The following is a 19,957-nucleotide window of genomic DNA, read 5'->3' as shown; positions in this document are numbered from 1 at the left end:
AAAAATGGCCGAGATCAAACGGGCAGCGTTGTTCGGCAAGCTGAACAAGCTCGGATTCCGCGCAATCGAGAGCGCGAACGTGTTTTGCAAGTTGCGCGGCAATCCTTATATCGAACTGTCGCACTGGTTCCACCAGATCCTGCAACTGCAGGACTCCGACCTGCACCGCATCATCAAACACTACGGGCTCGAGCCTTCCGCGTTGGCGCGCGATCTGACCGAAGCGCTCGACCGTCTGCCGCGCGGTTCGGCTTCGGTGACCGACATCTCGTCGCAAGTCGAGGAGGCGGTCGAACGTGGCTGGGTGTTCGGCTCGCTGATGTTCGGCGAGTCGCAGGTGCGCACCGGCCATCTGGTGGTCGGCCTCTTGAAGACGCCGTCGCTGCGCAACGGGCTCTACGGCATCTCGCGTCAGTTCGAGCGCATCAAGCTCGATTCGCTCGTCGACGAATTTCACAGCCTGCTACGCGAGTCGCCGGAAGCGGCGATGAGCGCGAGCGATGGTTTTCAGGCGGGCGGCGCGCAGCGCGAAGGCGGCGACGCGGACACCACGGGCGGCCCGGTGCCGGCCGCCGCGCTGGGCAAGCAGGAAGCGCTGCGGCGCTTCACCACCGATCTGACCGAACAGGCGCGCAACGGCAAGCTCGACCCGATCGTCGGGCGCGATGAGGAAATTCGCCAGGTGATCGACATCCTGATGCGCCGCCGCCAGAACAATCCGATCCTGACGGGCGAAGCGGGCGTCGGCAAAACCGCGGTGGTCGAAGGCTTCGCGCAGCGCATCGCGGCGGGCGACGTGCCGCCGTCGCTGCGCGACGTGCAGTTGCGCACGCTCGACGTCGGTCTGTTGCAGGCGGGCGCGAGCATGAAGGGCGAGTTCGAGAACCGCTTGCGGCAGGTGATCGAGGAAGTGCAAGCCTCGGAAAAGCCGATCATCCTGTTTATCGACGAAGCGCACACGCTAGTCGGCGCGGGCGGGGCGGCCGGCACCGGCGACGCGGCGAATCTGCTGAAGCCGGCGCTGGCGCGCGGCACGCTGCGCACGGTGGCCGCAACCACGTGGGCCGAATACAAGAAGCACATCGAGAAGGACCCCGCACTGACGCGGCGCTTCCAGGTCGTGCAGGTCAGCGAGCCGGACGAGTCCCGCGCGATCCTGATGATGCGGGGCGTCACCTCGACGATGGAGCAGCACCACAAGGTTCAGGTGCTCGACGAAGCGCTCGAAGCCGCGGTACGTCTGTCGCATCGCTACATCCCGGCGCGGCAGTTGCCCGACAAGGCGGTCAGCCTGCTCGACACCGCCTGCGCGCGCGTGGCGGTCAGCCAGCATGCGACGCCCGCATCGGTCGACGATTCGCGCAAGCGGATCGTCGCGCTCGAAACCGAGCTGGCGATCATCGGCCGAGAAAGCGCGGTGGGCGTCGACACGCGGGAGCGTGAAGCCGCCGCGGCGGAAAAGCTCGCCGCCGAACAGGCGCGTCTCGCCATGCTCGACACCCGCTGGCAGGCGGAGAAAGAACTGGTGACGCGGATTCTCGCGCTGCGCGCGCAACTGCGCGGCGAGACCGGCAAGGTGGAAGGCGCGGCGCAAGCCAGCCGCACGAACGAAGCGAACGAAGCGAACGAAGCTGCGAACGGAACGGTAAACGAAACAGCGGCCACCGGCGCGACTGACAACTCCGCCAGCGACACCGCGACGCGCGAAGCGCGGCTCGCCGAACTGCGCGAGTTGCAGGCGCAGCTCGCGCAGCATCAAGGCGAAGATCCTCTGATCCTGCCGACCGTCGACCAGCAGGCGGTCGCCTCCGTCGTGCAGGACTGGACCGGCATACCGGTGGGCCGGATGGTCCGCAACGAAATCGAAAACGTCCTGAAGCTCGCGGAGAACCTGAACCGGCGCATCATCGGCCAGGCTCATGCGACGGAGATGATCGCGCGGCGCATTCAGACTTCGCGCGCGGGTCTCGACAATCCGAACAAGCCGATCGGCGTGTTCATGCTCGCCGGCACCTCCGGAGTCGGCAAGACCGAGACCGCGCTGGCGCTCGCCGAGGTGCTGTATGGCGGCGAGCAGAACGTCATCACGATCAACATGAGCGAGTATCAGGAAGCGCATACGGTGTCGTCGCTGAAGGGCGCGCCGCCCGGCTACGTCGGCTACGGCGAAGGCGGCGTGCTGACCGAGGCGGTGCGCCGCCGTCCATACAGCGTGGTGCTGCTCGACGAGGTCGAGAAGGCGCATCCCGACGTCCACGAGCTGTTCTTCCAGGTGTTCGACAAGGGCTGGATGGAAGACGGCGAGGGCCGCGTGATCGACTTCAAGAACACGCTGATCCTGTTGACCACCAATGTCGGCACGGATCTGATCACGAGCCTGTGCAAAGACCCGGAGCTGATGCCGGAGCCGGAGGGTATTGCGAAAGCGCTGCGCGAGCCGTTGCTGAAGGTGTTTCCGCCGGCCTTGCTGGGGCGCGTCGTGGTCATTCCGTACTTTCCGCTGTCCGACGAGATGCTCGGCGCGATCATCCGGCTGCAGCTCGGCCGGATCGAGAAACGCATCCGCGTGTCGCACAAGATTCCGTTCAGCTACGACGACGACGTCGTGAAGCTGATCGGCAGTCGCTGCACCGAACTCGAAAGCGGCGGACGCATGATCGACGCAATCCTGACCAACACGCTGTTGCCGCGTATCAGCACCGAGTTTCTGACGCGCATGATGAACGGCCGCCCGGTCACGAAAGTGCAGATCGGCGCGCGCGACGGTGAATTTCTCTATACGTTCGATTGATCGAAAGGGGAGGATGCCTTCTTATGCCGCAACAAGTCAGCATGGGCGCGACGCTGCAATGTTCGTTCGGCGCGGCGCCTTCGACGCTCGTGGTCTTGCCCGTCAACCGGGTGATGGGCGAAGGGCCGCCCGCGGCCAACATCATGGATCACATTCCGCTCGTCAATATCATGCCGTTCGGCGTGTGCAGCTCGCCCGCCAATCCGACCGTCGCCGCCGCGACGGCGGCGGCGTTGGGCGTGCTGACGCCGATGCCGTGCATTCCGGCCACCATGACGCCGTGGACGCCGGGCGCGCCGACCGTGCTGCTCGGCAACCAGCCGTCGCTCGACAACGTGTCGACCTGCATGTGCAACTGGGGTGGCGTGGTCACGATCGTCAATCCGGCGACAGTCAAGACCATGATTCCGTGACATGACCACGCAAAACCCGAACCGACACGTCACCGTCAGTTGCGCGCCTGCCGGCGAGGATCTGCTGTTTCTGCATCTGAGCGGCACCGAGGAGTTGGGACGCCTGAGCGAATGGCGGCTCGATCTGCTTGGCAAGCGCAACGATGTGCAGGCCGGCGATCTGCTCGGGCATGACATCTCGATTGCACTGTCGTTGCCAGAGGACGGCGAGCGGCAATTCAACGGGATCGTCACGGCGTTCCGGATCGTCGCACCGGGCGACAACACCCGCAACCGCATGGCGCGCTATGAAGCGGTGGTGCGTCCGCGGCTGTGGCTGCTCACGCGCGCGGCGCACAGCCGCTTTTTCCATGAAAAGAGCGTGCTCGATATCGTGACCGGCGTGCTGCAGGACTACAACATCGACGTCAGCAATAAATGCCAGGCGACCTATCCGCCGCTGCAGCACTGCGCGCAATACCGGGAGACCGATTTCGCCTTCGTGAGCCGCCTGATGGAGCACGAGGGCATGTACTACTACTTCGAGCACAAAGGGGGCAAGCACACGCTGGTGTTGACCGATTCGAGCGACGTTCACGGACCGATCGAACACTATGCGTCGGTTTCGTACGATGCGTGGTACGAGCCTTCGAACGAGAAGGAATGCGTGTATGCGTGGAGTTCGGGCGCGGAATTGCAGACCGGCAAGTACGAAGTCAACGACTACGATTTCGAAAAGCCCACGTTGAGCAATCAGCAAGGCCTGCTGTCGCGCGCGACGCGGCCGAAAGTGTACGATCCGCCGGTGTACGCGATGCAGGAACATCTGAGCGGCCACGCGCAGTCCAGCGATGGCGACCGCTATGCGAAGGTCGGTATCGAGATCCGTCAGGCGCGCAACGACAGCATTTCGGGCCGATCGAGCGCGCGCGGCATCTGGCCGGGCGGTCAGTTCAAGCTCGAGAATCACGCCTGCGATACGCAGAACCACGAGTATCTGGTGGTCAGCGCCGCGTACGAGATCAATTCGGATGTCTATGTGTCTACGGTGCGCCACGATCCTTCGCTGCCGCTCTTCGACTGCGAGTTCACCGCGTTGCGCAAGGAAAACCACTTCCGCTCTGAGCGGCTGACGCCGCAGCCGGTCGTGGCGGGCCCGCAGACCGCCATGGTGGTCGGCCCGGACGGCGAAGAAATCCTCACCGATAAATATGGCCGCATCAAGCTGCAGTTTCATTGGGAGCAGTTCGCTCCGCCGGCCGATGCCGACGCGCGCATGAAGCGGTGCTGGGTGCGCGTGTCGCAGAGTTGGGCCGGCAAACGCTGGGGCACGTTCTTCTTGCCGCGGATCGGTCAGGAGGTGGTCGTCGAGTTCGTCGAGGGCGATCCGAACCGGCCGCTCGTGACCGGTTGCGTCTACAACGCGAACACGATGCCGCCGTACGAACTGCCGGCCAATCAGATGTTCTCGACGCTGAAGAGCAATTCGACCAAGGGCGGCAGCGGTTTCAACGAAATGCGTTTCGACGACGACAAGGGCAGCGAGCAACTGTTCTTCCACGCCGAAAAGGACCACGAGACCTGGGTCAAGAACGACATGCTGAGTAACGTCGGCAACGACCGGCATCTGAAAGTGACCGGCAACGAGTTCGTGGCGATCACCGGCGCGCGCCACGACGCCGTGACGGGCGACCAGAACGCCCAGGTCGATGGCAACGCGTCGCTGAAGGTCGGGCAGAAGTTGCAGGAAAAGGTCGGCATGGACTATGCGATCGACGCCGGCATGAATATCCACATCAAGGCCGGAATGAACATCGTGATCGAAGCGGGTGCGAGCATTACGCTAAAGGCGGGCGGCGCCTTCGTGGTGGTCGGGCCGGTCAGCGTGGCGGTGTCGGGCACACCGATCCTGCTCAATTCGGGCGGCTCGGCGGGCTCCGGCAGCGGCTCGTCACCGACCGCGCCGAGCGCGCCCAAAGACGCCGACGACGGAACCAAAAAAATCAAATCGTGAGTGATGCACCTGACCGCTCGTGGGGAGCCAAGTGAACTATCCGATTCTTTCGCTGCGGGTTGCGCGATTCAACGACGAGACGCTGGCCGAGCCGATCGCGATCGCGTTCGGCCCCGCCGGAGGCACGATTGGCCGGGCCAACGACTGCACGCTGGTGCTGCCCGATCAACAACGCGCGATCTCGCGCGTTCACGCGCGCGTCGAGTTTCGCGGCGGCGACTATCTGCTGTGCGATCTGGGCAGCAATCCGAGCGTGCTAAATCAGCGCGCGTTGGGCGGCACGCGCGAGGCGCGGCTCGCGGACGGCGACCGTCTGCTGATCGGTCCGTATCTGCTCGAGGTGTCGATCGGCGAGCAGGCGGCCGGCGTGCGCGGTCTGACGGGCGGGCGTGATCCGCTGAGTGCCGCGCAGGTGCTCAGTGGACCGTTGCCGGCCGATTCGCAAGGCGACGCGTTGCAGATGGGCGCGCTCGATCCACTCGGGCAGCCGGGCTTCGGCGAACCGCAGCGGGTCTCGTCGGGTCCGGGCTTTGCGGGCTCGGAGAGCGATCATGTGTCGCCGGAGTTGCAGGCGTTCTCGGCGCCGCAAGCGTCCCGGCCCGATCCCGGCCGGCCTGCCACACCCACGGGGGGTATTCCGGCGGACTACGACCCGCTCGCGGAGGCGTTGGCGCAATGGGAAACGCCCGTGCAGCCGGGCAGCGGTTCGCCGGCCGCGCCGCATCCTTCGCACGAGTTGCCGGGGTGGCCCACTGCGCCCGCGCCGGCGGCCGCGCCTTTGGGCGGCCCGACCGGCTTGCCGCCGGGATTGCTCGATCCCGGCGCGGCAGGGTCGGCGGCGACACCGTTCGATGATCTGTTCGGGATACCGACAACGCCGTCGACGCAGTTTGCGCCATCGACCCCTTTGGCTCCCGTGGTGCCGGTGGTCGTGCCGGTGGTCGCGCCGCAAGCCGCCACCGCGCGGGTGGCTGTACCTGGCGCGGCGCCGGGGCCGTCGTCCGCTGCGCAGCCCGCTTTGGAGCCTGTGGCGCAGCAGCTTCAGCAGCTGGCTCCGTCCGCGGACCCGATCACGCCACCGCCTGCCGCGCCAGCGCCGATCGCCCAGCCGGCCCCGGTTCGGCACGCGGCCGCCGCCACTTCCGCGAGCCAGAACCTGGGCACCCTGCAGGCGCTGCTCGAAGGCCTCGGCCTCGATCCGTCGCGCGCGCCGAACCTGCCCGAAGCGGAGTTCGCGCGTCTGATCGGCACGATGCTGCGCGACGCGCTGCGCGGCACGATGGGCGTGCTGCGGGCGCGCTCGATGACCAAACGCGAAGCCCGTCTCGACACGACGATGATCGTCGCGCGCGACAACAATCCGCTCAAGTTTTTCCCTGACGTCGACAGCGCGCTGGCGCAGATGCTGACTGGCCGCTCGGCCGGTTATCTGCCGCCCGACGAGGCGCTCAGGCGCGCCTTCGACGATATCGAGGCGCACGAGCTCGCGGTGCTCGCCGGCATGCGCGCGGCGCTCGCGCACGTGCTCGGACGCTTCGATCCCGCTTCGATCGAAGCGCAGCTGAAAGACTCCGGCGCGCTCGAAAAAGTGCTGTCCAACCGCAAGGCGAAACTGTGGGATCTGTTCGTCGCATTGCAGGGCGCCGTCGCGCGCGAAGCCGACGACGATTTCCAGAAGCTCTTCGGTCAGGCGTTCAATGACGCATACGAGGCCCAGATCGACGAACTGCGCGCGGCCCGCGAGCGTCAGCCGAAGCATCCCGCCGATCCCACCTAGAAACGTTTGAACGAGACAACATGTCCTGGAACAGCAAAGTCATCTGGTCGGAGGGGATGTTTCTGCAGCCCCAGCACTTGCAGCAGCACGACCGTTATCTGCAGCGGCAACTGGAGACGCGCGCGGCCGGCCTGCGTCCGTACAGTTGGGGCTTTACCGCGCTGGAGATCGACGAGTCGCTGCTCAAGCTCGGCAAGCTCGCGCTACTGTCGTGCTCCGGCGTGATGCCGGATGGCACACCGTTCGATCTGCCCGCCGACGATGACTTGCCCGGGCCGCTCGAGATTCCCGAAGGCACCCGCAACATGCTGGTCCAACTGGCGTTGCCGGTGCGCAGGCCGGGTGTCGCCGAAACCGGCAACGACGCCAGCGAGGAGAACTTCGCGCGACACCGTGTCACTGAATTCGACGTCAGCGACAGCAACGATCCGAATGCCGGCGCGGCGTTGCTGCAGATCGGCAAACTGCGCGTGCGTCTCGCGCTCGCCCCCGAAGTGGCGAATGCCTACACCGCGCTCGGCGTCGCGCGCGTGCTCGAGCGTCTGCCCGACAACCGCGTCGTGCTCGAAAACGACTACAGCCCGCCGTGTCTCGACTATCGGGTGGCGCGCCGCCTCGCGGCGTTCGTCGACGACCTCGTGGGCCTTCTGCATCAGCGCGGCGAAGCGCTGGCCGGACGGCTTGCGCAGCCCGGCGTGACGGGTGTCGCGGAAGTGGCCGATTTCCTGTTGCTGCAGTTGATCAATCGTCACGAGCCGCTGGCCGCGCATCTATCGACGATGACCGGTCTGCATCCCGAGGCGCTGTACCAGGCGGCGGTGCAGTTGGCGGGCGAGCTGGCGACCTTCAGCCAGGCGTCGAAGCGGCCGCCGGCGTATCCGGTGTATCGCCATGAGTGGTTGCGCGAAACCTTCGCACCGGTGATCGACGACATTCGCGCGTCGCTGAGCATGGTGATGGACCCGCACGCCGTGGCGATCCCGCTCGAAGAGCGCAAGTTCGGCTTGCGCGTGGCGATCGTGCCGGACAAGACGCTGTTTGCCGGCGCCACCTTCGTGCTCGCGGTGCGCGCGCAAATGCCGGCCGAGCACATCCTGACCGGCTTCGCGCCACAGGTGAAGATCGGCCCGATCGAACGCATTCGCGATCTCGTCAATCTGCAATTGCCGGGCGTCGGCCTGCGCGCGTTGCCCGTGGCGCCCCGGCAACTGCCGTTCCATGCGGGCTTTACCTACTTCGAACTCGATCGCGGCAACGAACTGTGGAAACAGTTCGCGAATTCCGCGGGCATGGCGTTGCACGTCGCCGGCGACTTTCCCGGACTGACGATGGAGTTCTGGGCAATTCGCCGCTGATGCATTGATTGAGGAAGTTCATCGTGAGTCCAGACGAACCGCGTGGCCCCGCCGACGATCCCGGCGCGACGATTCTGATTCCGACACCGGGCGGCGCGCGGGCGGCGTTCATGGCGGCCGCGGCAACGCCCGCGCCGATGCTGCCCGCCGGCGGCGGTCTGAATCCGCTGTTGCGCGCGGCCAACCCGCTGATCGAACTGGCGGTGCCGTTGCGGCAGTTGCCGACTCATCCGAATGTGGACGACCTGCGCAACCAGCTGATGCAAATGGTGCGCAACTTCGAGACGCAAGGCCGCGCCAACGGCATCGACGACGAGAAGCTCGGTGCCTCGCGCTATTGCCTGTGCACGTTCCTCGACGAAGCGATCGCCAGCACGCCATGGGGGGCGGGCTTGTGGGGCAGCCGCAGCTTGCTGGTGACGTTCCACAACGAGGCCTCGGGTGGCGAGCGCTTTTTCCTGATCCTGCAGCGTCTCGCGCAGAACCCCGCGGCCAATATCGACGTGCTCGAATTGATCTACGTGATTCTCGGCCTCGGTTTCGAAGGACGTTACCGTCTGATCGACGGTGGCCGCACGCAGCTCGACACGATCCGCGAACGCCTCGAACAGATGATTCGCGGCCAGCGCGGCGCGGCCGAACGCGATCTGTCGCCGCACTGGCTGCCGGTCAAGGTCGAACGCAAGCCGTTGCTGCAACTCGTGCCGTTGTGGGTGGCGGCAGCAATCGCCTGCCTCGTGCTGGTGATCGTCAATCTGGTGTTGAGCTTCAGGCTCAACGACATGTCCGACCGCGTGTTCGAAGCGCTGCACGGCATCCGCGTCGCGCCGGCTCCCGTGCTTGCGTCGAAGCTGGCGGCGGCGCCCAAACCTGCGCCGAAGCTATCGCAGTTCCTCGCGCATGAAATTGCCCAAGGCCTCGTGCGTGTCTCGGAGTTGCCCGACCGGACCGTCGTCACGATCAATGGCGACGGCCTGTTCGGCTCGGGCAGCGCCGATCTGGCCGCGGGCTTCGTCCCGCTCATCCAGCGTATCGGCGACGCGTTGAAGGAAGTGCCGGGCAACGTGGTGGTCGCGGGTCACACGGACAGCCAGCGAGTCTTGTCCGCGCGCTTCCCGTCGAACTGGCATCTGTCGCAGGCGCGCGCCGAAGCGGTGCGCGACATGCTCGCGTCGCGGGCCGGCAACCCCGCCCGCTTCAGCGCCGAAGGGCGCGGCGACGCCGAGCCGATCGCACCGAACGACACCGCCGCGAATCGCGCGCGCAACCGCCGCGTCGATATCACGGTGCTGGCGCCGGGAGCGGCGTCGTGAAGGCCTTCGGGATGAGTCCGTCGCGGGTGGCACAGGGGAGCCGGGTATGAAAATCTTTGGCTGGCTCAGACGAGCCATCGTGCTGTCGTTGCTCGGCGTGCTCGCGCTGTCGCTGATCGTGTGGGTCGAGGGGCCGCTCGTCGCGTACGCGGGTCATGAGCCGCTCGAAAGCAACAGTAGCCGCTGGGCCGTGATCATCGTGTTGCTGCTGGTGTGGGCGGTGTACTGGAGCGTGCGCTGGATCGCGGTGCGTCTCGCCAACATCCAGTTCACTCGCGTGGTGGCAGAGGGACCGGCCGAGCCCGCGCCCGGCAAGAAAGAATCCGAGGCCGACATCGCGGCGTTGAAGCAGCGTTTCGAAGCCGCCATGGCGACCTTGCGCAAGGCGCGGGTCAAGGGGCGCTTCGGTAGTCAGTACGTGTACCAGTTGCCGTGGTACATGTTCGTCGGCGCGCCCGGCACGGGCAAAACCACCGCGCTGTTGAACTCCGGGCTGAAGTTTCCGCTCGCCGAGCGGCTCGGCAAGCAGTCGATCGGCGGCGTGGGCGGCACGCGCAATTGCGACTGGTGGTTCACCGACGATGCGGTGCTGCTCGATACCGCGGGCCGCTTCACCACCCAGGATAGTTTCGCCGAAGCCGACCAGGCCGCGTGGGCCGGCTTCCTGCAACTGCTGCGCAAGTATCGGCCACGCCGGCCGCTGAATGGCGTCATCGTGGCCTTGTCGACGCGCGACCTGCTGCAACTGTCCGACACGCAACGCGCGCAGCAGGCGCAAGCCGTGCGCGAGCGTCTCAGGGAACTGTACGGCAAGCTCGGCATGCGTTTTCCGGTCTACGTGATCGTGACCAAATGCGATCTGCTCGCGGGTTTCGCGGAATTCTTCGACGACCTCGGCCGCGACGAGCGCGAACAGGTCTGGGGCATGACGTTCCCGTTCACCGAGCGAGGCTCACCAGACGACGCACTGGCCGCATTTCCCGCCGAATTCGACGCGCTGGAAAAGCAGTTGCAAGCCCGCGTGCTGAACCGTATGCAGCGCGAGACCGATGTGCGCCGGCGTGCGCTCGTCTATGGATTTCCGGAGCAGTTCGCGGGTCTGCAAGCCGTACTGAAAAGCTTTCTCGACGAAACCTTCAGTACCTCGCGCTTCGAGGAGTCCGCGTTGCTGCGCGGCGTGTATTTCACGAGCGGCACCCAGGAAGGCCGGCCGATCGATCGCGTGATGAGCGCGGTCGCCTCGGCGCTCGGCTTCCAGCAACAGGTCGTGTTGCCCGATCCGGCGAGCGGGCGCGCGTACTTCATCACGCGGCTGCTGCGCGGCGTGATCTTCGAGGAAGCCGGACTCGCGGGCGTGAACCAGAAGCTGGAGCGGCGTCGCGCCTGGTTTCAGCGCGCCGCGCTGGCGGCGATCGGCATCGTCACGGTGCTGGCGCTGGTTCTGTTCTTCGTCAGCTATCAACGCAATCGCGCTTACGTCGCCGATGTTCGACAGCACGTTGCCGAGTTGCAGAAGCTCGCGCAGACCACCCAGCCGGGCGACAATCCGCTCGCGCTGCTGCCGCTGCTCAATGCCGCGCGCGACCTTCCCGGCGGTTACGCGGACCGCGACAGGAGCGCGCCGTGGCTGTCGCGCCTCGGCCTTTATCAGGGCGATAAGCTCGGCCTCGAAGCGCAGACCAGTTATCGGCGGCTGTTGCGGCAGACTCTCTTGCCTCTGGTCGTGAGCCGCATGGAAGAAGAATTGCGCCGCGGTGACGCGAACAATCCCGACTTCCAGTATGAGGTCTTGCGCGCATATCTGATGCTGGGCGATTCGCTGCACTTCGACGCCGACTCGGTGCGCTTGTGGGCCGATGTCGATTGGCGCCGCGGGCCGTTGCGCGATGCCAGCGACGATCAGCGCAACGATCTCGACGGCCATCTCGCCGCGCTGTTCCAGCCGGCGCGCTTCGATGCGTCGCTGCCGCTCGACAAGGATCTGATCGCGCAGGCGCGCGCGACGCTCGCCAAAATGCCGCTGACGCAGCGTCTGTTCAACCGCGTCAAACGCGATCTCGAACAGAGCAGACTGCCGGAGTTCAGCGTCGCCAACGCGGCCGGGCGCAATGCCGCGCTAGTGCTCGTGCGCAAGAGCGGCGCGCCGTTGACGCGCGGTGTTTCAGGCGCGTACACGCGGGCCGGCTATCAGAAGTTCGGCCAGTTGCGCGACGCGGCGGTGATCGATATCGCGAAGGACGATTGGGTGCTCGGCCGTCAGGAATCGGTATTGACGCCGAACGGTATCGAGGATCTGAAGGCGGGCATCACCCGGCTTTACTACGACGAGTACATCCGCCAGTGGGACGCGTTGCTCAACGATATCGACGTGGTGCCGTTCGACGGCGTGCAGCAGGGGGCACGCGTGGCAAATGTGCTCGCGGCGCCCGACTCGCCGCTGCGCTCGCTGATGCTGGCCGCGGCGCAGGAAACCACGCTGGGCGGCACCAAAACAGGCGGTTCGCTGACGGAGCAGGGCGTTGCCGCGTTGACCAACAAGCTCGATGCGGCCAAAAAACGCCTCGAGAGCGCACTCGGCAACCAGCCGGAAGACGCGGCACCGCCCGCGCCGGCCGAACTCAATCCGGTCGACGCGCATTTCCAGGCGCTGCATGAACTGGCCGGCAAACCCGGCGCACCGGGCCCGGCTCCGCTGGACGCGCAACTCGCCGCGCTGAAGGACGCCGCGACCTATCTGGAGGCCGCGGACTCGGCGCGCCGTCAGGGCTTGCCGCCACCACCCGGCGATGCGTTGAACAAGCTCAAGCTGGTGGCCCAGGGATCGCCGCCGCCGCTTGCGACGGTGGCCACCAGCGTCGCGAGCGGGGCGGGGTCGCTGATGGTGGGCGGCGAGCGGGCGCGCCTGAACGCGTTGTGGCAGGCGAACGTGGCGCAGCTGTGCCGGCAGGCGCTCGACGGTCGCTATCCTCTCGTGCGCGGCTCGACGCGCGACGTCGCGCCCGACGATTTCGGCAGGCTGTTGAGCCCAGGCGGCCTGATCGACGATTTCTTCCAGAAGAATCTGGCAACGATGGTCGACATGTCGGGACCGCAGTGGAAATGGCGCAGCGGCGTCGATACGCTCGGCATCCCGGTCGACGTGCTCGGCCAGTTCCAGCGCGCCGCGCAGATCCGCGACGCGTTCTTCCGGGCCGGCGGCCGAGACGTGTCGGTGCGCTTCACGGTGAAGCCGCTCACCATCGATCCATCGATTACCCAGTTCACGCTCGACATCGATGGGCAGCAAATGGTCGTCAAACCCGACACGCCGCAATCGATGGTGTTCCAGTGGCCGAGCGGCAAGGGCACCGGCCAGGCGCACGTCGAGTTCACGCCGGCGGGCAGCACACCGGCGGCGCGCGCCGACGGACCGTGGGCACTGCTGCATCTGATGGACGATGCGCGTCTGCAACCCACCGCGCAACCCGACCGCTTTCGCCTGAGCTTCGACTCGGATGGCCGGCGCGCGGAGTTCGAACTGGCAGCCAGCAGCATCGTGAATCCGTTTCGCCGTGCCATGCTCGAGCAGTTTCGCTGTCCGGATCGGCTATGAGCGGCGAGCTTGCGCAGGAGCCGACATCCGGGCCCGGCTTCTTCGGCAAGGTGCGCACGCATGGCGACTTCGTGGGACGGCGCTTGCCAGTCGAGTTCGTCACGCGTTGGGATGAGCGCTTGCAGGAAGGCATGTTGCTCTCGCGGCAGCGCTTTGGCGCGCAGTGGCTGGAACTGTATCTGAATGCCCCGGTGTGGTGTTTCGCGCTGGGCGCGGGTCTGTATGGCCCGAGCGCGTGGGCGGGCGTTCTGACGCCGGGCGTGGACCGTGTGGGGCGCTATTTTCCGTTCACGATCGCTGAGGCGATCGACGGCGCCGAACTCGCACGGCGACTAGCCGATGCGCAAGGATGGTATGACCGCTTGGTGGCGCTCGCATTGTCGACACTGACGCAGGAATTTGCCCTCGATGCTTTCGACGCGGCGTTGCGAGCCGAGAGCCTGTTCAATGGGGATCGCGCATCGATGCCGTGGCGGCTCGCCATTTCTGATGCAGCCGACGGCGGATTCGCCGCCTTGCTCGAACAGACCGTCGCCATGGGACACGCGGTCTGGTGGAGCGACGGTTCACCCGCCGTGCCGGCTTCGGCGAGAGTTTCCGCGGGCACGACGACCGGCTTGCAGTTCGCGAGTCTGCTCGACGTCGGCACGCAAGAGTGGGATTCGGTGATCGACGTGATTTCGAACCCGGGCGCACAGCAACGGCATCACTGACGTCGCCGCCGCGGGTAAGGGTAAGCGTTTCAAATTGACTTCCCATGATTCGTCTTTAAAGGATGAGGCTGTCATACGCCGGTTCCCGCCGGTGTTCGCCGACGGTCCGTAAAGGGGCGCTGGCGGCCTCACCGCAACTCCATTCTGCGGAGATCGCCGTATGTCACGCCTGACGCATCCGTCTTCCGCACGACGCATTCCGGGCGGCGTTCTGTCCGCCACGCTGTGCTTGCTCGCATTGCTGTGCACGGCCTTGCGCGCAGCCGAACCGGTCCTGAACGAGCAGGACATCAACGAGCAGTCGGTGACGCGCGCGCTCGAGCCCGACGAGTCGAGCGAGTCGGGCGAGAACGTCGTGACGCGCGGCTTCGTGCTGTCGAACAAGCCGCCGTCCGCCGCGCCGCGCCCCGCGCCCGCGAGAAAACCCGCCGCGCAAATCCTGATCACGTTCGCCACCAATTCGGCCATGCTCACCGACAGCGCGAAGGCCGCGCTCGACAAGGTCGCCGGTGCATTGCAGTCGGAGAAACTCGCGGCGTACCGGTTTCGCGTCGAAGGGCACGCCGATCCTCGCGGGTCTCCCGATGCCAACATGAAGCTCTCCGAAGACCGTGCGGCCGCGGTGGTCGAATATCTGACGCGGAAAGACGGTATCTCGGCGGAGCGGCTATCGTCGCTCGGCAAAGGTTCTTCCGATCCGTTGAACAAGCGCAATCCGACGGCGCCCGAGAATCGTCGGGTGACGATCGTCACGGTCACGGATTAGGCGCTTTCGAGGTTGCCACCGATGACACGTTATCGCGTGTATTGCGACGTGGCGACAGGTGTGGCGCTGCTGTTCGCGTGCGTCACCACGATCGCGGTCGCCGCGGGTCCGCAGGACTCGAACAACGCCGCCGACAGACCCGCGGCCGTCGACGACGACACCGGAGCGGTGCGCTTGCCGCTTGCCCGGCTCGCCGCCGCGTTGGCTCCCGACGCGCGCCTGCAACTGTTCACCGTGACGGACCAACCCGGACTCCATGTGATGCAGGCGGCCAGCCTCGAGCAACAGGGCGCGATGTTCACGCGCGTGGTGGCATTGCTCGAACGCCGCGATATGCCGCGCGACCGCGTGGTGTCGGCGGCGGCCATCGCGGCTCACGCGCGGCGCTTTGGCACCGACCCCGCCGGGCTGACGGCGGGCAACAACTTCAGCGCGGAGGAGTTGGCGCATTTTTTCGAACTCGCGCGCGAGCAGGGCGTGGTGCTGAACCAGGGCGAGCGCACGTTGCAGACGATTCTCCTGCGATGGCGTTTGATTCGCGAGGAGCAGGGAATCTGGAAAGCGGCGAACGCACACGATTTTTTGATTACCATTCCCGGGCTGGGTCGCGCGCCAGGCGGCGAGACGATCGACGCCACGGTCAGGGCCGCGATCCTCAGTCACGAATTAGGCCATTGGCGGTACTTCTCGGACGGTGCCTACGCACACGCGTGCCGCGCTTTCTGGTGGCAGGTATTGAGCTTCGAGGAACGCGCGGAGTTGACCCGGCAACTGGAGAATCTCGGCTACGACCCGAGCGACCGGATCGTGATCGATGAGATGCAGGCCTATTTGCTGCATACGCCTGCGCGCTATATGCCGATCAGCGACACGCCGGGACCTGGCGGCGTCGATGTCGGCAAGGTGCGGCGGCGCTTGCAGGAGGCGGTCGCGAGAGCGGGCGGATAGCAAGGACGAAGCGAGCCGCGCGAACCGCGCGACACACGCTGTCGAGGTGACACATGACGGATTACGCAGAACTCAACCGCATTTTGCCGCGCCTGTCGCACGCGCATGCGACCGCTGCGTTTAGCGACGAGGTGGCCCCGCTGCTGGTCAACCTGTGGGCTGATGATTATGTCCGGCGCGTGGCATCGTGCGAATTGCTCGAAACTTCCGTGGGCCAGTTTTCATATCTGTTCGATATGACGACCGAGCGCCTCATTGCAGCGTGGGGAATCAGTCAGGGAAAGAGTACGGTGCCGCGCAAGGAAATCGCGACGCGGATGCGCGGACATCCGCTCGCCAACGGCGGGACCTATCACCGGGGTCACGCCATTCCGCACACGCTCGGCGGTTCGACCGATATCAACCTCGTGCCGCAGCTGGGCAAGATCAATTCGGGGCCGTTCCAGACGTTGGAACGACTGGCGGTCAGCCATGCGGGAGCGCTTTACTTCACCTACTGGCTGTACGGGCCGGGCAATAGTCAGGTGCCCGTTGGCGTGGAGCAGGGGCTTCTGATGCCGGGGGCGACTGCGTGCACGTTCAAGCTGGCGACGTTTGGGAATTGAGGCAAGCGCGGCGGTCCGCAAAAAACAACGCGATGCGCGTCTTTTTGAAAGCCGCGCGCCGCGATTGGGGAAATACGCCGTGTGTCGGCCTTCGTCGGTGAACCCCTCGAGGAATCGGACCGTCTACGATAAACAGTACCGCAGACACCGACGTAACGGACCCCGATGATGCCATCCGCTCGCCGTTTCCTCGTCATGCTGGCGTCAGCCTTCCTGCGCGCACGCGCGGGCGGCGCGCTGGCGCTGTTTGCGTCGGCGGTGCCGCTCGTCCACGCGGACGTCGTCGTCTCGTTCGCCGAGAGTCCCGTGTCGGTGATTCGCGGCGCCTCGCTGTATCGGACGGGCGAGGGCGCCAGGCTGCGCGACGACGACATCATCGAAACCGACGCCGGCAAATCCGCGCAGCTCGAAGACGGTGCGGGGACGCTGATCGCGCTCGGGCCGCAAACGCAAATACTGCTCAAAACGCCGTCGGCGTCGCAAAACGCCGCGGTGGGACCGCTGCGAATCACGATGCTGAGCGGCTGGCTCAAGGGCGGCTGCAACGTGAGCGCAGGTGCGCAACCGCCGCTGTCGATCGAACTTCACGGCCTCGACATCAAACCTTCAGGCAATGGTCCGTGGTCGGTCGTCGCGATGACCACCGGCGAGCGCGCCGCAATCTTCGCGGAGTCCGGGGACGACGCGATCGTCGTCGTTCGCGCCCCTGGCCAGGCGCCCAGGCAAATCCTGCACGCGGGCCAGTACCTCGAGCGACTTGTCGACGGGCCCCTGCGCGCGCAAGCCCGGCCATCCGCGGAGTTCATCGGCACGATGCCGCCAGGCTTTCGGGACGCGCTGGTCGGGATGGCGGGACGGCTCGCGAGCAGGCACGAACTTGCCGCGCCACTTCGCGCCGTCGACTACGCCGACGTCTCCGACTGGCTCACGAGCAGCGTCAGCGAGCGTGCCACCTTCGTCAAACGCTTTGTGCCGCGCCTGAAGACAGCGGCCTTCCGCGCGCAGGTCGACGCCCATCTGGACGTTTTGCCGGAATGGCGGCCGATATTGCATCCGCCGCCGCCACGCCCGGCGAGCGAGCCAACCAAAAGGCCCGCGCAAGCGCCGCCGGCGGTGCGTCCCGAAGCGAGCGAGCCACACAAAAGGCCCGCGCAAGCGCCGCCGGCGGTGCGTCCCGAATCCGGCCCCAGCTGGCTATACCGGCACTAACCTACGCCGGACGACGCCGACGCGCATTGACGTACCATGCACCACCGGGCGTTGACGCCCTTGCACACCATTCGCGTGGAGCAGCCATGAACCTGTCGTTGACTCTGAAGTTCAATCTCGCCTTCCTCGTCGTGTTCGCCGCGGGATTCGCCGCGACGGGTTTCGTGGCCGACCGGGTGTTGCAGGAAAACGCGGTGCAGACGACCGTGCGCGACGCGAGCCTGATGATCGAAGCCGCTACCGCAGCGCAGAACTACACGTCCGAACAGGTGACGCCGCTGCTTGCCACGCAGATCAAATACGCGTTCGTCCCGCAGTCGATTCCCGCGTATTCCGCCGTCGAGAGCCTGCTCGCGATCCAGAAGAAGTTTCCGGGCTTCTCGTACAAGAGCGCGATGCTCGATCCGACCAACCCGCGCGACCGCGCCACGGACTGGGAGACCGATGTGATCCGGCGCCTGCATGACCACCCCGAATTGCCCGAACTGATTGGCGAACGCGCGACGCCGTCGGGCCCCAGCCTGTACATCGCGCGGCCCACCCGCATCGACTCGGGCGCGTGCCTCGAATGCCACAGCACGCCCAGCGCGGCGCCGCGCACGATGATCGACAAATACGGGCCGGCGAACGGCTTCAACTGGCCCCTGCATGAAACGATCGGCGCGCAGGTCGTGTCCGTGCCGATGTCGCTGCCGCTGGGACAGGCGCACAGCGTCTGGCGCACGTTCATGCTGTCGTTCGCCGCGGTGTTCGGATGCGTGCTGATCGCGCTGAACCTGATGGTGCATTTCCTCGTGACGAAGCGGCTCAAGGCATTGTCGCGCGCGGCCGACGAAGTCAGCCTCGGCAAGCTCGACACCGCATCGTTTTCGACGCGCGGCGGCGACGAAATCGCCTCGCTCGCGGTCTCGTTCAATCGCATGAAAACGAGTCTCGTCGAAGCGCTGCGGATGCTGGGAGCGTAAGCTGGCGTGATCGGCCAGGCGCCCCTCGACCGGAACCCGAATGAGCAACGAAGCAACGCCTACGTGCATTGGCAAGTACCGCATCGACCGCGTGCTGGGGACGGGCGCCATGGGCCTCGTCTATCTCGCGTTCGACCCGCACCTGGAAAGACCGGTGGCGCTGAAAACCGTGCGTCGCGAACTGCTCGCCGGCGAGGACACGAGTGGCGACATGCTGCTGCGTTTTCGCAACGAGGCACGCGCGGCCGGTCGGCTCGCGCATCCGAACATCGTCACGGTCCACGATTTCGGCGAAGACGGCGATACGGCTTATATCGTGATGGAGTACGTCGCCGGGCATGGCCTCGATACATTGCTGGTGCCGGGCCACGCGTTGCCGCTGTCGGACGCTTTCCACTGGCTCGCGCAACTGCTCGCCGCGCTCGCGTATGCGCATGAGGCCGGCGTCGTGCACCGCGATATCAAGCCCGCGAATCTGCTCGTCACGGCGGCAGGGCTTCTGAAGGTCGCCGATTTTGGCGTCGCGCGCATCGGCTCATCCGCCACCTCGTCCGGGTGGATGATCGGCACGCCGAGCTACATGTCGCCCGAGCAGTTCGAGGGCGAATCGGTCGATGCCCGCGCGGACCTGTTCTCGGCCGGCGTCGTGCTGTACCGGATGCTGACCGGCCGCCAGCCGTTCGTCGGCTCGCCGGCCACGATCAGGCAGAAGATCCTCAAAGATGCGCCGGCCCGGCCATCGGAAATCGTCTCCGCGTTGCCGCCGGCGCTCGACGCGATGGTCGCGAAAGCACTCGCGAGACGGCCGGACGACCGCTTCGGTTCGGCCGCGGAATGGCTCGCGAGCTTGAGGTTGTTGGCCGTCTCACCGGCGGCGGCCGACGATGACCGGACCATCGTGACGCCGTCCGCGTATTGGTCCGCGTCCGCTTCCTTGCCAGCGCATGCGACGGGCGTCGACCCCGCACCTGTGCCGGCGCCTTCGGCGCCGCCGAGTTGGCCGCCTGAGATGCTCGCGCGCATCGAACGCCAACTCGCGACCCAGATGGGCCCGCTCGCGAGCCTTCTGGTGCGACGCGCGGCCACCCAGACGAACGACCTGCCGACGCTCGGCGCGCAGCTGGCGGCGGCGTTGCCGGACACGGCGCGGCTCGAATTCGAGCAGGCCTTCGCGCGGCTGACGGCGGGCTTGCCCGATATGTCGATGATGACCTCGTCATCGCCGGGCTCACGCGTCGCGACGGCTGCCGCAAAGGTATCGGCTGTATCGCCCGCGAGCGCCGCGGGCACGTCGCCAGACAGTGCGATCGATCAGGCCAGCATCGATGCCGTCGCCGTTAAGCTGGCCGTCTATCTGGGCCCGATCGCGAAGATGATCGCCAGTCGCGAGGCGCGGCATGCCGCGAATTTCGACGAGTTCGTCCAGCGGGTCGAGGACTGCATCACCGACCCCGCGCAACGCCGTCGATTCCGGCACGATGTCGATTCATCCAGTTAGCGCCGCGACCGACCAGCCT

14 protein-coding genes are annotated in these 19,957 nt (G+C 66.1%); all 14 read left to right on the top strand.

Going from position 1 to position 19,957, the window contains the following annotated elements:
* Nucleotides 1–4: 4 nt before the first annotated feature.
* The 14 genes from tssH (at nucleotide 5) to OKW41_RS14830 (ending at nucleotide 19,938) form a co-directional block, all read left to right on the top strand.
* Complete coding sequence (tssH, locus tag OKW41_RS14895) at nucleotides 5–2,791, top strand: type VI secretion system ATPase TssH (RefSeq protein ID WP_429572998.1); 2,787 nt, start codon at nucleotides 5–7, stop codon at nucleotides 2,789–2,791.
* Between the two features lie 23 nt (nucleotides 2,792–2,814).
* The gene (locus OKW41_RS14890; protein ID WP_018422989.1) at nucleotides 2,815–3,204 is read left to right on the top strand and encodes a DUF4280 domain-containing protein; all 390 of its coding nucleotides are present in this window, start codon (nucleotides 2,815–2,817) and stop codon (nucleotides 3,202–3,204) included.
* A 1-nt stretch (nucleotide 3,205) separates the two neighbouring features.
* The gene (locus OKW41_RS14885; protein ID WP_429572997.1) at nucleotides 3,206–5,197 is read left to right on the top strand and encodes a type VI secretion system Vgr family protein; all 1,992 of its coding nucleotides are present in this window, start codon (nucleotides 3,206–3,208) and stop codon (nucleotides 5,195–5,197) included.
* Between the two features lie 31 nt (nucleotides 5,198–5,228).
* Nucleotides 5,229–6,974, top strand: a complete 1,746-nt coding sequence (gene tagH / locus OKW41_RS14880) for a type VI secretion system-associated FHA domain protein TagH (protein WP_429572996.1) — start codon at nucleotides 5,229–5,231, stop codon at nucleotides 6,972–6,974.
* Between the two features lie 20 nt (nucleotides 6,975–6,994).
* A complete protein-coding gene (gene tssK, locus OKW41_RS14875) occupies nucleotides 6,995–8,329 on the top strand; it encodes a type VI secretion system baseplate subunit TssK (RefSeq protein WP_429572995.1) in 1,335 nt (444 codons plus the stop codon).
* 23 nt (nucleotides 8,330–8,352) lie between these two features.
* Nucleotides 8,353–9,642: a DotU family type VI secretion system protein gene (locus OKW41_RS14870; RefSeq protein ID WP_429572994.1), complete on the top strand. Its 1,290-nt coding sequence runs from the start codon at nucleotides 8,353–8,355 to the stop codon at nucleotides 9,640–9,642.
* A 46-nt stretch (nucleotides 9,643–9,688) separates the two neighbouring features.
* Nucleotides 9,689–13,234 carry a type VI secretion system membrane subunit TssM gene (tssM, locus tag OKW41_RS14865; protein WP_429572993.1) on the top strand — a complete coding sequence of 1,182 codons (3,546 nt, stop codon included), beginning with the start codon at nucleotides 9,689–9,691 and terminating at the stop codon, nucleotides 13,232–13,234.
* A complete protein-coding gene (gene tagF / locus OKW41_RS14860; RefSeq protein WP_429572992.1) occupies nucleotides 13,231–13,947 on the top strand; it encodes a type VI secretion system-associated protein TagF in 717 nt (238 codons plus the stop codon). Before tssM ends, tagF begins: the two co-directional genes overlap by 4 nt.
* A 160-nt stretch (nucleotides 13,948–14,107) precedes the next feature.
* The gene (locus OKW41_RS14855) at nucleotides 14,108–14,713 is read left to right on the top strand and encodes an OmpA family protein (RefSeq protein WP_429572991.1); all 606 of its coding nucleotides are present in this window, start codon (nucleotides 14,108–14,110) and stop codon (nucleotides 14,711–14,713) included.
* A 21-nt stretch (nucleotides 14,714–14,734) separates the two neighbouring features.
* Nucleotides 14,735–15,661: a hypothetical protein gene (locus OKW41_RS14850; protein ID WP_429572990.1), complete on the top strand. Its 927-nt coding sequence runs from the start codon at nucleotides 14,735–14,737 to the stop codon at nucleotides 15,659–15,661.
* 53 nt (nucleotides 15,662–15,714) lie between these two features.
* Nucleotides 15,715–16,266 (top strand): hypothetical protein, encoded by a 552-nt coding sequence (locus OKW41_RS14845; protein ID WP_429572989.1) that lies wholly within the window; start codon nucleotides 15,715–15,717, stop codon nucleotides 16,264–16,266.
* Between the two features lie 165 nt (nucleotides 16,267–16,431).
* Nucleotides 16,432–17,475, top strand: coding sequence for a hypothetical protein (locus OKW41_RS14840; RefSeq protein ID WP_429572988.1), 1,044 nt, complete (start codon nucleotides 16,432–16,434; stop codon nucleotides 17,473–17,475).
* An 86-nt stretch (nucleotides 17,476–17,561) separates the two neighbouring features.
* A complete protein-coding gene (locus tag OKW41_RS14835; protein ID WP_429572987.1) occupies nucleotides 17,562–18,440 on the top strand; it encodes a c-type heme family protein in 879 nt (292 codons plus the stop codon).
* Between the two features lie 40 nt (nucleotides 18,441–18,480).
* Nucleotides 18,481–19,938 carry a serine/threonine-protein kinase gene (locus OKW41_RS14830; RefSeq protein ID WP_429572986.1) on the top strand — a complete coding sequence of 486 codons (1,458 nt, stop codon included), beginning with the start codon at nucleotides 18,481–18,483 and terminating at the stop codon, nucleotides 19,936–19,938.
* Nucleotides 19,939–19,957: the final 19 nt, after the last annotated feature.

Origin of the sequence: Paraburkholderia sp. UCT70 (assembly GCF_050434085.1) — a bacterium.
Lineage (GTDB): Bacteria > Pseudomonadota > Gammaproteobacteria > Burkholderiales > Burkholderiaceae > Paraburkholderia > Paraburkholderia tuberum.
Note: the sequence above shows the minus strand (reverse complement) of the source record. Positions and strands in the feature narration are given on the sequence as shown.